Origin of the sequence: Solitalea longa (assembly GCF_002920915.1) — a bacterium.
Taxonomy (GTDB): Bacteria; Bacteroidota; Bacteroidia; order Sphingobacteriales; family Sphingobacteriaceae; genus Solitalea; species Solitalea longa.
The window spans coordinates 86,753-98,510 of sequence record NZ_PQVF01000009.1; the positions used below are offsets into that span (position 1 = coordinate 86,753).

The following is an 11,758-nucleotide window of genomic DNA, read 5'->3' on the forward strand; positions in this document are numbered from 1 at the left end:
CCTACTGGCCGATAAATCTTCATATATTGAAGCCACCTCTATGAAGCCCTAAAAAAGGCTATTTGACTTATAAACAGTATCGAAATTTAAAGGTCCGATTCCACAAATTGTATACACAATTATACAACATATCGGATTATTCTATTTAAAGAAAACATTAATAATCAATTAAATAGAAATAAAAAGTTAATCATTATTCTACTTCTATTCAACATTTTTTTGAGTTTAAATTATACTGCATTTTGGTTTTTTAAGCCACAATCTGCTTTAGGGTTAAAAGGATGATTTTAAAATCTTCCCAAAAGCTTTTCCTTTCTATATACTGCAAACTGTACTGCAACTTTGTTGGCAATATAGTTTGTATGTAATAAGATTCGGGATTATCCTGTGCGGCCATTAACTCCGACTCATTTCTAAACATTAATGACGCATAATCAGTAATCCCCGGCTTTACCGTTAATACTTTACGTTGTTCGGCTGAATACAACTCCACATATTTCCGTACTTCAGGCCGTGGCCCTACCAAACTCATATCACCAATAAAAACATTGATTAGTTGCGGCAACTCATCCAACTTATACTTCCTCAGGTAATAACCCACCTTTGTAACCCTATTATCTCTATCTCCAATAGTTAGAAGCCCTTTTTTATCTGAACCTTTAAACATGGTTCTGAATTTCAGCAAACCAAAATCTTTATCATACCGCCCTACTCGTCGTTGCTGATAAAAAACCCCTCCCTTTGAATCCAGAGCAATTAACACAGCGACTACAAGAAAAAAAGGCAATAAAATCAATAAGCCAATAAAGGATAAAAGAAAATCTAAAATCCGGTTCATGCTTCTACCTTGTTTAATACTTTTTCCACTGCTTCCGTTACTGTTTCACAAACATATCTGGCTTGTTCTAAACTCAGATCATAATACACGGGCAGCGAAATTTCCCTTGAATAATTATCGTAAGCAAAAGGATAATCAGCGATATCAAATCCTATGGAACGATAATATGACATCATGGGAACAGGAATAAAATGTACATTAACGGCTACTCCTGCTTCTGATATTAAAGCAATGATCTGATCTCTTTGCTGTTCAGTAATCTCGCGAATTCGAAGTGCATATAGATGATAAGAGGAATCTTTAATATCGTTTTCCAATATGGGCAATTGCGCCCACGAGTATTCCAACAGATATTTATTATAAAACTCACAAATTTCCTTGCGTTTTACCAACATATCATTATCGTAGCGCTCTAATTCCACCAAACCAATTGCAGCAGCAATATCGGTCATGTTGTATTTATATCCCGGCTCTATAATATCATACTTCCATGACCCGGGCTTTGTTTTAGCCAAAGCGTCTTTATTTTGTCCATGCAATGCCTTAACAGAAAGAGCCTGATAAATTTCCTGGTTATCAAAAGGTTCAGGCAAATTAAAGCACATTGCACCACCTTCGGCCGTAGTAAGGTTTTTCACTGCATGAAATGAAATAACTGAAATGTCAGCTAACGCACCCACCCTTTTACCTTTGTACGTTCCCCCAATTGAATGAGCCGCATCCGACAAAACCAATATCCTATCTAATTTTTTCTGATTCTTTGATGAAGGCTTAAACAATGATTTCACATCATCATTATTTACAAGGCTGTTGATATTGCTGTAATCGCAAGGCAATCCAGCAAAATCAACAGCCATTATCACTTTGGTTTTTGCGGAGATATATTGTGCAATTTCAGCTATACTTATATTAAAATCATCCTTATTTACATCAACAAATACGGGAGTTGCCCCGCAATGAAGCACCACATTGGCTGTAGCGCTATAGGTGTAAGCAGGCAAAATAACTTCATCTCCCTTGCCAACGCCAAACCAACGAAGAGCTAATTCTAAGCCGGCGGTAGCTGAGTTTAAACATAATACTGTTGGGGCACCTGTATATTGCGCAAGTTGTTTTTCAAACAGCTTAGTTTTTGGACCGGTAGTAATCCAGCCTGATTTTAATGTATCAACCACAGCATCAATTGTTTTTTGATCAATTCGTGGAGGAGAGAACGGTATTTGCATAAATTATGGGGTTTAATTAATCATTAGTAAATCATTTCTACCTTGCGTTTTTGTGATGGCACCACGCTCGAAATTCCTTTAAGCATTTTGTCTGCCAGGTAATCCTTATCAAAATATTCCTTGGCGATCTCAGTTGCTCTTTGACCGCTTTCTTTAAGCTCCCTGTCTTTTAGCGACAATGCCTCTAAAACAACTGCTAACTCTTGGGAGTCAGCCTGTGTAGTATATCCGCATTTATGTTCGGCCAGAAATTCTTTAATCCAACCTTGAGTAGTTTGTACCACAGGCACTCCTGCCGCCAATGATTCATATAGTTTATTAGGCGAGGATGTTGCCAGCATTGGAACATTGGCCATGGGAATGATTGAAACAAATGAACGCTGAATAAGGGCCACTAATTCTTTTTTAGGCATCAACCCCATTATTTCAAAATTATCCACAGCTTCATCAGCCGCCCTTTTTTCAAGATACTCCTTCTGTTTTCCATCTCCAACCAACAATATCTTAATCTGATCACAGCCTTTACTCTTCAATATTTTAGCAGTTTCCAGCAATAGTTCGGAGTTATTGGTTGATCCAATATTACCGGTATAAATGGCTACTTTTTTGGTAAAGAAGTATTCGGGCACATTAGCGTTTTCAATCCTATTACCGAATAAGCTTAAGTTAGCAGAGTTGGTTATGGATATAACTTTGGTTATACCAAATCGTCTTTCAATATTTTCCTTCATCCCAGGTGAAAGAGCTACAATTAAATCAGCAGCATCATAACAGACTTTTTCAAACCAATAGGCAAATTTTTTCACCCATTTATTTGTTACCACCCCCAGTTCAATCGCGGCGTCGGGCCAAATATCCCTAACTTCAAACACCATTTTTCTTCGTCTGAGATACTTTGCAATTAAGCCTGGAATCCCTACTGAAATAGGACCCGATGAAGCAATTACAACATCGGCAGGAAGTGTAAGCGCATACCAGCTCGACATAAATGAATAAGCTAAAAAAGTAAATACACGTTTATAGATTGGCTGCTTATTATTTATTTCGATATTGATAACCTTGAGCTTAATTCCATCAATCACCTGATCTTCTAGAAACCTTTTAGCTTTAATATCAGATTTCGAATAAACACTCGTAACAACGGTCACTTCATGTCCCTGAGCAACCCAGTTTCGCGTAAATTCATAAACCCGGGTGCTCCAGGCACCATTTGGAGTAGTAAAATATTGATAGAAGTAAACTATTTTCATAGAGCGAAAAGGTTAATTAACTGTTTAACAATTCGCGCTGAGGTTTTTCCATCCCATAGTTCAGGTATGGCTCCCTTTTTCCATTCGCCTTCAAATAGTTTTTTCAATGCCGGCTTCAACGCTTCAGGATTGGTCCCCAACAATTCGTTGGTACCAATAGAACAGGTTTCAGGCCGTTCAGTAGTATTCCGTAAGGTCATGCATGGGACGCCCATCACCGTTGTTTCCTCCGTGATCCCTCCCGAATCGGTTATTACCGCCTTTGCATTTCTCACCAAATAATTAAACTCAAGGTAGCCCATTGGTTCAACAGTATGGAGATTAGCGGCATTAATACCGGTTTGAGAAATCTTTTGTGCGGTTCGCGGATGTACAGGAAAGATAATCGGCAGCCCCATACTATTATCTACAATTTCATTAATGAGAAATTTGAGGCGATCAGCCTCATCAACGTTAGAAGGACGGTGTAGGGTTACAACTAGGTACTGCTGAGGGGCCAATACCAGGGAAGACCATAATTCAGGTTTCTTAAAGTGTGGCATTTGCTTTAACAAGGTATCAATCATGGTATTACCCACGAAAAAGATTTGTTCAGCTTTAATTCCAGATTTTATTAGATTGTCACTGGCTATTTTAGTGGTAGTAAAAAAATAATCAGTAATGGCATCGGTTACCATCCTGTTGATTTCTTCAGGCATCGACAAATCTCCCGATCGTATTCCGGCCTCCACATGTGCCACCTTAATATTTAATTTCTTTGCTGCTATCGAACAAGCCATGGTAGAAGTAACGTCGCCCACCACCAAACAAAGATCAGCAGGCGATTTCAGTAGAAGCTCCTCGTAACGCATCATAATCTTTGCCGTTTGTTCAGCCTGAGTTCCTGAACCTACTTCAAGATTAAAATCAGGTTCCGGAATTCCCAGTTGTTCAAAGAAATTGCCGCTCATCATTTTATCATAATGCTGACCGGTATGAATTAAACGAAAAGCGATATTGGCACCAAGTTCTTGTTCTTGCTTAATTGACTCAATAATTGGAGCTATTTTCATAAAATTAGGGCGGGCCCCGGCAATAATATCAATGATGATCTGTTTTTCAGACGAGTGATCAAATGCAGGCTTTATTTCCTTAGGAAGTGTTTGTTCGGCGTAAATCATTATGAGAGCGTTTAGTAGTTTGAGTAATTATTTAATCATCTAGTTAGCTAATAGTTTATCGTACAAATTCAATACTTTAATTTCTTCAGAAGCCCAATTGTATTTATTAAGAACAGCTTCATATCCATTATCTCCCATTTGCAAAGCCTGTTCCTGATTTTCTAACAAAAATGAAATAGCGTCTGCAATTTGCTTTGGATCAGTTGGATCAACACAAATGCCACATTTATTGCTTTCCAGAATTTCTTTATATAAAGGAAAATTAGAGGCTACAACTGGCAGGCCTGCCAGCATGTATTCAAACATCTTTACCGGCATAGCATCAACATAATTCTTAATGGGTTGAAGCGTTACAATACCAATCTTTGATTCGGCTAAAATCGCTCCAACTTTGTCTCTATTTAAAAAGCCCAGTTCGTTCACCTTCGACCAACCCTCAATCTTAACTGTTTCTTCCCTTAGTTGATCAGTTTCAAATTCACCTCCCAAATTCAGTTTATAACCATTGAGGTATTTCATCGCTTCTACCATTTGCTTAATCCCTCTTACTTCCGAAATTCCTCCTACATAACAAATAGAATCATTTTTTAATTCCCACTTGGTTTTAACAATACTGGTTCCATTAATTAATGGATAATTACAAACATCAACCGAGTTTTTATTAAGGGGTAAAAATCGATCTCTGATATATGGGGTTGCCGTAATCACACCTGCAATATTTTTAACAATGTAGTCTTCAACAATTTTCACAGAAGAAGATAAGGGTTGTTTGATCAATGGATTTATATAAGCTTTAGCTTTTATCTGAACGGGTACATCTTCATGCGCGTCATAAACAACTTTTTTGCCTTTGCGAGCCAACATATATCCTACAGGTAGCAACTCAGGATCATGCAAATGATATATTTCAGCATTGATCTCTTTTGCTTTTTTGTAAATCTTCATTGAAGTGCTCACAAAGCGATTGAACCGGCCTTTTGAAGCACCTACATCATTAAAATTCACTCCATCTTTTGTTTCATCTCCAAGGCCGTCGGCAACAATTAGATGGACTTTATAACCTGCTTTTGCAAGGCTACGGCATTCTTTGTAATAAATACGTGGATCATACCGTTTATGGACGGATGTAAGGTGACATACTTTAATTTGCGGAGGTTGAGAGCTAGAATTTTCCATTAGTATGATATTTTTAATCAATTGATTTTTGTGATTTTTAAATCAGACCTGTTCAAGTTCCTGGCCAGATTCTATTTCGGCACCTGTTTCAAACTCTTCTTGCGTATTTTGCAAGAAATACAAACCCACCAATACCAGCACAATACCTCCATGGGTTAGCAACAATGTAAATAGTGCACTACCGTTAATAGTTACAATAAAGTAAATGAACAAACCACCAAACTTGTGGCTAATATTAAGTGAATCAAAAAAAGCCACTAACCACCCGGTAATTACACAGAAGATGATCTCTCCAGGAATGCCAAAATTCATATAGCCATCGCTTACCACTCCATTATTGGCTCCTGATTTAATATTATTGAAGTAATGCCAGCCGATCATATTTGTAGGTTCGACCGGATAAGGGTATTGATAGATAGGCGATAGAATACTATGCGAAAGCCGCATTGGGTTATCGGCAAAAAACTCGAAATAACAAATATTGAGATAAGCTGGCAAGAAAAAGGTACGACGAACCACTATAGATTCCAGCTCTACATTTCCATTCTTTTCCTTTAGATAATAGCACAAAAGAATTGCTACAAGGAAAACACCTAATACAATAGCCAGTTTTTTATAATACTCTAGAAAGTAAAAAGCTAGTATTAGAAGTGCGCCCAAAAGAACCCCTTTATGGGCTCCACACAAAAACAAATAAACAAGCAGAATAATACCAACAAGCGTAAATAGGTATTTTTTGTAATAGATGGTAAAGATCAAGAAAACGGGAATTATAACTTTGGTTAATACCGAATAAGCATAACCAGTGAAGAATGTTCTTTTCTCTCTGGCTTCAAAGCGTGTATCATAAATATCTTCGAACAGTAAATTTCTGAAGTTAAAATCGAAACGGTAAATAATTAAAAATGGAACAATGGAGATCAGGATAATAATTAATAATACTTTAATCCTTTTATCAATACGAACCTGGTTTACAGAAATAGGATATCTGAATGCACTAAAAAACACAATTGAGATCTCAAGCAGAAGAATTCCGAATAAGATTTCAGGCTGTGCATCCATATTCTCAAATAAAACAACATTGGGAAAAAGTATGAAAAGGTTAATGATCATGAGCATGGTATAAATGAAAGGGCTCAATGATTTTAACGTGATAAAAGCTAAAACTGAAAGAACTATTATTTTTCCAATTATAATTCGTTCGGGAGAAGAATCCAGTCGGTAACCTTCATACATATAGGTTACTGAAATTTGAGTTCTATAAGCCCAATCGAGCACAAAATAAATCGCCAAGCCTAAAAAGAAATTTAAAGCCTTATAGAAATAATTATACTGACCGGATGTTGAGAGCGTATTCATGTACTTAAACTAAATTTTCTAACAAGTCTTCATAGTCTTTACAATGTTTTGGAGAAAGAACCCTATCGTTATGAAACAGCAGAACCAATTCTCCCTGGTAATGTTTGCAGGCTTTACTCAACTCAATGACATGTTTCCTGAAATCCTCTTCGGAACTACATTCCTCTTGACTAATTTCCATCACATGCAGGGAACGTTCTCGAAGCTTCAATTGCTTTCTGCTTATTAAATCAAATACAGGATACTCAAAACATGTGCCTGACCTAAATCCTGAAATTGATTTCCAACCAACTGATGAATCAAAATCGGCACCAATTTGATCCCATATTCTCCAACTATCGGGATTTTTCCAACGCAGATAATGCTGCCTTCCACCATATTGCTCCTGTTGAATTCCCAATTCTTTGCATACCTTAATAAATTTATGAAATTCCTGTTGTGTCTTTTCTACATCACAAAATGTATAGAAACTGGGATGAAATCCTAATAAATGTCCCCGATGATGAATATTTTTCATCACCTGTTTTATAAACTTCGACTCAATATCATATGCACCGTCAACGGAGCCTTTCCCATCTATTACAATAAAATTAAACTCACTGATTAGGCCCAATCGATCACTTACGTCCATTAAAAATTTAAATGTATTGAAGGGATCTTTATTTTTATGATAATCGTCTTCTTTAATAAAACGCGACTGAACACGCTTCATTAAAAGAGTTCCGGAACGATGCATGATCACGTCTTTAGCACAATCTTTTAAAAAGGTTTTAAAAGGAAAATCATGAGCTCTGGGCTTATCGACATCATGGGTGATGTTCAAGCGATAGCTTCTTTCCTTACGATTGATTTCGGATGATAAAACTTGCAACAATCGGAACAAGATCTCAAGGTATTCATTAACAATTGGTCGATGTTTTATTTTTTCTTTTACCAAAATGGACGCATGGAACGGGAATCGACCAAATTCGTCCCGATGGTCACTTCCTACTTCTTCATATAAAGTGAGACAAAAGAAAATACTACCAAAAATATCTATATCGAACTTTATCGTATCAGAATTTAAATCAATAACTGAGGATGTATCCTCCCCATAAATCACCGGAACACTATTATGATAGAAGTGATGAGGATTTAAATCATCCAATTTTCTGATTCGCAGCGGACTCGCAGGTAAACTTTCCTTTTTTAACCAATAATCAGTCTTGGTTGAAAATAATATTTCTGGAAATTGAATACGAACCGGGCTGTCAGCCATTGATATTTCAGCTTTATCAAACCCATTTTTGAAAATCAACTGATAAGGAATGCCCCAAAAGTCATTAAAAATAACATTGGCAATGTACTTTTTTTCTTCCTGGTAAGTATCTGAAAACGTAATGATCAATTCTTTCATGCCACCTCCACTATTAACGAAGGAACTCGTCTTTAAAAAACATTATCAGCTTTAAAAGCTTCGACGGTGTTTTTGAAATTATAAAATATTCTTTTTGTTTAGCGCCGAAGTTTCGGTATGCTGTTTCCACACCTTTTATCATACTGCCCTCAAAATCAAATTTATTTACAAAAGCAGAAGTATATTTTATTGCTTCATAAAACAGTAAACTCAATGAATAGCTTTCATTATACGTTGGATTAACAGCACTTATAATTGAATAAGCCGATTGCTTATCCCATACAACAAAAAGCGCGCTGTGTATATTCCCTTGTTCATCAATTGCGTAAAACACTTTTCCTGCATTGTTAACTATTGCTGCGTTGTGCAATCTTTCAAACTGTGAAAAGGAGTATGAAATTTGTTTTCCGCTTCCGGTGAGTGATTTTTTATGGAATTCGTAAAACTCATTTGCAGTAAGACCGTGATGAACTTTCACTGCCTTTTCGGCCTTACGTATATTACTGCGTTTACTCTTATGAAATCGGTTAAACACTTCATTTATATCCGACAGGTCTTCTAAAACATACGAATAACGACTCGTTTGTTTAAATCCATTCCAATAAAAGCCCAGCCAATTTCTAAACTGATAACTAAATCCCTGTCTTAAATAGTCAAATGCTGGCATTTGCTCAAGCAAATCCGTTGTCATGGATATTTCATAACTGAGCCTGTTTGTATAGTTCTGATCAGTAGGATAATTTAACCAAACCCCTCCAAAAGGTGTAAAGGTTGGCATGTGTATCAGATTGAAACCCATTTTATTCTCCCGATAAAAAGCCCAGGATGCCACTACCTTTTTATCCGATTCTATAATCCTTACATCCCAATTTTGCTCCCCGCACACAGCATCTAACCACCAGGGCAAAGCATATATGCAAATAGAAGGTTCTGTATCAGTCAATGCCTTATATTTATCCTTTACAGACATATCCTGTGAGCCATTTTTCTTTTTTTTATGAGCCAATAGAAATCCGAAAATCATGATGTTATCATTGTCTTTTTTAAGCTCCACGCTAAATCTTTTCTTGATGAATAGTAGTAGCTTAAAAAAAGTATGGTCAAATAATAAATTGAATAAATAATGGTATAAGCTTTAAGCGTTAACTCGATTGAATGAAAGCGGCCAAAAACAAGCATGAAACTCAAAATGCCTATTAGTAAAAACACCTCTATCAACATATCAACCTCCTGTCTTTCAGCAATTAAAAGAACCGATGTAACGGGATTAGAGATAAATTGAAAAAAATAATTGGGCGACAGAATCTGGACATATTTACCGGCTTGTCTCCACTCTTCTCCAAAAATTAGGGCAAATAATTGCGGGGCATAAAAAATTAAAATCACAAAAGGAACTATTCCAATACCAATTAATAATAATAATGTCTTTAAAAGCACTCGCCTACAGCTGCCAAACTGGACATAATCTTTTGCCGCCTGTTCGTTAAATACATTTCCAACCGATTTTGAAATCACTCCTAAAGGAACTGTTGCTACACTATTTGCAAATCCCCACCAACCCAATATTAATGGCCCATAAAAGTAATTGATGACAAAACTTGGAACTTCAGCTGCCCCTGTATTAAATAACCCGGCAAACATGGAGAACTTTGGAAATTTCTTATACCTTATAGCAGTGGCTTTTAGCAACTTGGGCTCATTATTAGATTTAAAATGCCCCCATTCCCCCTTCTTATGAAGTTTAAAAACATATAACAGAACCCCTGAGATTTGTCCAAAGAACCGGGCTATTACTAACCCAATAGGAATTTTCATTAGTCCCATTGATATAGCACTAACTCCAAAAACCACATTTTCAGATACCTTATTTTTGGCAATTAATCTATACTCTCTGTTTCTGGTGAACCAAAAAAACAATCCAACGGAAAGGATATTTAGCAAAACCATTAATGGTATAACATAGAACCAATCAGCTAACAGTTGCAGTTTTAATGCTATAATGAGGGGTTGTCCGAATAAAAGGAATATCAACATTAATAGCGAGCAAAAAACAAAAGCTAATAAAAAAGTGATTTTTAGAACGCTTATGCCTGTTTGAAATCTTTTAGGTAAAACAATAGCCTGTTCATATTTACCTGATGCCATAATCGACAATATGGAAACTACACTTAGCATTAAAGTGAGCTTACCGAAGCTTTGCGGACTGTATAAGCGTGGTAATACCAGAAAAAGCAAAATCTGAATACCTTGGGCCAATAGAATTCCCGTAAACAATGTGATAATGTTTTTAAAATAGTTCCCGGGCACTCTAAGTGTTATCATTGTATTAGCGCTGGCTGTAAATTCGTTCTATGATCTCAACCACTTTAAGTCCTTCCAAAGCATTAGTAGTGATTGAAGATCTTCCCTTTAATGTATCTACAACGTTCTCTATAATATAATGATGATTTTGAGCTGATCCTTTGTAAGCACCATAATCATTACCCGGATTAGTAGGAGCCAAAACAGGCATTTGATAATCTTTTATATGGCAATATTCAACCTCATTCATGTATTGTCCGCCTATTTTAACGCTACCATTTTCGGCAATAATTGTCATGCTACTCTCTAAATTCCTATCCCACACCGAAGTAGAGTAATTAATACAACCCATACCACCATTTACAAAATCAAAGCTTACAAAGCCTGAATCTTCGAAATCAGTTAAGGCAGTGTGATTGAAATCGGCGAATCGCGCCTTAATATTTTCAATATCACCAAACAACCAATACAGGATATCAATAAAGTGGGAAAACTGCGTAAAGAGAGTTCCTCCATCCAAATCGTTTTTACCATGCCAGCTGTCAGGGGTATAATACCGCTCATCACGATTCCAATAGCAGTTTAGCTGCACCATGTGAACCTTACCCAGTTTTTCGGAATCAATAAGGGTTTTGATCCATTCAGAAGGAGGCGAATATCGATTTTGCATAACAGCAAAAACCTGCTTATGTACATTTAGCGCTTTATAGATCACCTTTTCCGCATCGATCTTTTTCAGCGCAACAGGTTTTTCTACAACGATATGCTTACGGGCATCCAAACATTTTAATGCATGTTCAGCGTGGAACCCATTCGGACTGGCAATGTTAATCACATCAACATTCATACCTTCAGCTAAAAATTCTTCTATATTTCTAAAAAAAGGAACATCGTAGTTTTTAATGCCCAATTCGTCCTGTGGCTTTACATCGATTAGGGCAACTAATTCCGACTCATGATTTCTAGTAACCATTTCGGCATGTCGTTTACCTATATGGCCACAGCCAATAACGGCGAACTTAACTTTTGAGGATCTGCTTGGCATATGAGAG

General features: G+C 36.6%; 10 protein-coding genes. All 10 read right to left on the minus strand.

What is annotated here, in order from left to right; genetic code table 11:
* Positions 1-250 precede the first annotated feature (250 nt).
* From C3K47_RS13580 to C3K47_RS13625, 10 genes are read right to left on the minus strand one after another with little or no spacing between them, the layout of a single operon-like run.
* On the minus strand, positions 251-838 hold the full coding sequence (locus C3K47_RS13580) for a sugar transferase (RefSeq protein WP_103789698.1): 588 nt from the start codon (positions 836-838) through the stop codon (positions 251-253).
* Positions 835-2,064 (minus strand): DegT/DnrJ/EryC1/StrS family aminotransferase, encoded by a 1,230-nt coding sequence (locus C3K47_RS13585; protein ID WP_103789699.1) that lies wholly within the window; start codon positions 2,062-2,064, stop codon positions 835-837. The genes C3K47_RS13580 and C3K47_RS13585 overlap by 4 nt, the downstream gene beginning before the upstream one ends.
* A 23-nt stretch (positions 2,065-2,087) precedes the next feature.
* Positions 2,088-3,314, minus strand: coding sequence for a glycosyltransferase family 4 protein (locus tag C3K47_RS13590; RefSeq protein WP_103789700.1), 1,227 nt, complete (start codon positions 3,312-3,314; stop codon positions 2,088-2,090).
* Positions 3,311-4,474 (minus strand): non-hydrolyzing UDP-N-acetylglucosamine 2-epimerase, encoded by a 1,164-nt coding sequence (gene wecB, locus C3K47_RS13595; RefSeq protein ID WP_103789701.1) that lies wholly within the window; start codon positions 4,472-4,474, stop codon positions 3,311-3,313. The genes C3K47_RS13590 and wecB overlap by 4 nt, the downstream gene beginning before the upstream one ends.
* 39 nt (positions 4,475-4,513) lie before the next feature.
* The gene (locus C3K47_RS13600; protein WP_207765299.1) at positions 4,514-5,650 is read right to left on the minus strand and encodes a glycosyltransferase family 4 protein; all 1,137 of its coding nucleotides are present in this window, start codon (positions 5,648-5,650) and stop codon (positions 4,514-4,516) included.
* A 42-nt stretch (positions 5,651-5,692) separates the two neighbouring features.
* On the minus strand, positions 5,693-7,009 hold the full coding sequence (locus C3K47_RS13605; RefSeq protein WP_103789702.1) for a hypothetical protein: 1,317 nt from the start codon (positions 7,007-7,009) through the stop codon (positions 5,693-5,695).
* Between the two features lie 4 nt (positions 7,010-7,013).
* A complete protein-coding gene (locus C3K47_RS13610) occupies positions 7,014-8,405 on the minus strand; it encodes a DUF7033 domain-containing protein (RefSeq protein ID WP_103789703.1) in 1,392 nt (463 codons plus the stop codon).
* A 13-nt stretch (positions 8,406-8,418) separates the two neighbouring features.
* Positions 8,419-9,429: a hypothetical protein gene (locus C3K47_RS13615; protein WP_207765300.1), complete on the minus strand. Its 1,011-nt coding sequence runs from the start codon at positions 9,427-9,429 to the stop codon at positions 8,419-8,421.
* Positions 9,426-10,727 (minus strand): lipopolysaccharide biosynthesis protein, encoded by a 1,302-nt coding sequence (locus tag C3K47_RS13620; protein WP_103789704.1) that lies wholly within the window; start codon positions 10,725-10,727, stop codon positions 9,426-9,428. Before C3K47_RS13620 ends, C3K47_RS13615 begins: the two co-directional genes overlap by 4 nt.
* Before the next feature lie 4 nt (positions 10,728-10,731).
* A complete protein-coding gene (locus C3K47_RS13625; protein WP_103789705.1) occupies positions 10,732-11,751 on the minus strand; it encodes a Gfo/Idh/MocA family protein in 1,020 nt (339 codons plus the stop codon).
* Positions 11,752-11,758 lie beyond the last annotated feature (7 nt).

Bases quoted from the DNA above. Each gene is read 5' to 3' on its own strand.
- C3K47_RS13620 (WP_103789704.1), bottom strand. From the start codon at position 10,727: ATGATAACACTTAGAGTGCCCGGGAACTATTTTAAAAACATTATCACA.
- C3K47_RS13615 (WP_207765300.1), bottom strand. From the start codon at position 9,429: ATGATTTTCGGATTTCTATTGGCTCATAAAAAAAAGAAAAATGGCTCA.
- C3K47_RS13610 (WP_103789703.1), bottom strand. From the start codon at position 8,405: ATGAAAGAATTGATCATTACGTTTTCAGATACTTACCAGGAAGAAAAA.
- C3K47_RS13590 (WP_103789700.1), bottom strand. From the start codon at position 3,314: ATGAAAATAGTTTACTTCTATCAATATTTTACTACTCCAAATGGTGCC.
- C3K47_RS13605 (WP_103789702.1), bottom strand. From the start codon at position 7,009: ATGAATACGCTCTCAACATCCGGTCAGTATAATTATTTCTATAAGGCT.
- C3K47_RS13585 (WP_103789699.1), bottom strand. From the start codon at position 2,064: ATGCAAATACCGTTCTCTCCTCCACGAATTGATCAAAAAACAATTGAT.
- C3K47_RS13580 (WP_103789698.1), bottom strand. From the start codon at position 838: ATGAACCGGATTTTAGATTTTCTTTTATCCTTTATTGGCTTATTGATT.
- C3K47_RS13625 (WP_103789705.1), bottom strand. From the start codon at position 11,751: ATGCCAAGCAGATCCTCAAAAGTTAAGTTCGCCGTTATTGGCTGTGGC.
- wecB (WP_103789701.1), bottom strand. From the start codon at position 4,474: ATGATTTACGCCGAACAAACACTTCCTAAGGAAATAAAGCCTGCATTT.
- C3K47_RS13600 (WP_207765299.1), bottom strand. From the start codon at position 5,650: ATGGAAAATTCTAGCTCTCAACCTCCGCAAATTAAAGTATGTCACCTT.